Source organism: Salmonella sp. SAL4457, assembly GCF_046548235.1.
In the GTDB taxonomy this organism is placed as follows: domain Bacteria; phylum Pseudomonadota; class Gammaproteobacteria; order Enterobacterales; family Enterobacteriaceae; genus Salmonella; species Salmonella enterica.
The window spans coordinates 1-245 of record NZ_JBGDZO010001129.1 but is presented as its reverse complement, the minus strand read 5'-3'; the positions used below and the strand labels follow the sequence as shown (position 1 = coordinate 245).

At 60.8% G+C, this 245-nt stretch carries 1 protein-coding gene; it reads left to right on the top strand.

Going from position 1 to position 245, the window contains the following annotated elements:
• Nucleotides 1–245 (top strand): carboxypeptidase-like regulatory domain-containing protein (locus tag ACLJNW_RS27710; protein WP_410961787.1); only part of this gene is annotated, 245 nt, incomplete at both ends.

Sequence of the window (245 nt, the reverse complement as noted above, 5' to 3'; positions counted from 1 at the left end):
GACGAAGGGCTCTATTACAGGCCGCGTCGTCGCCGAGGATGGCGCCGTGATGGCGGGTGTAACGGTTATGTTATCGGCTGTCGCCGTTCAGGGCGGCCAGCGCCGCTCGACGATGACGGATGAAGAGGGCAATTTTCGTTTCACCGATCTTTCACCGCGCCCATACAACATCTTAGTAGTCGCCTCGCGCGAATATGCGCAACCGCCCGCCATAACGGGAAGCGGCGAGCGGCGCTATTACAGGC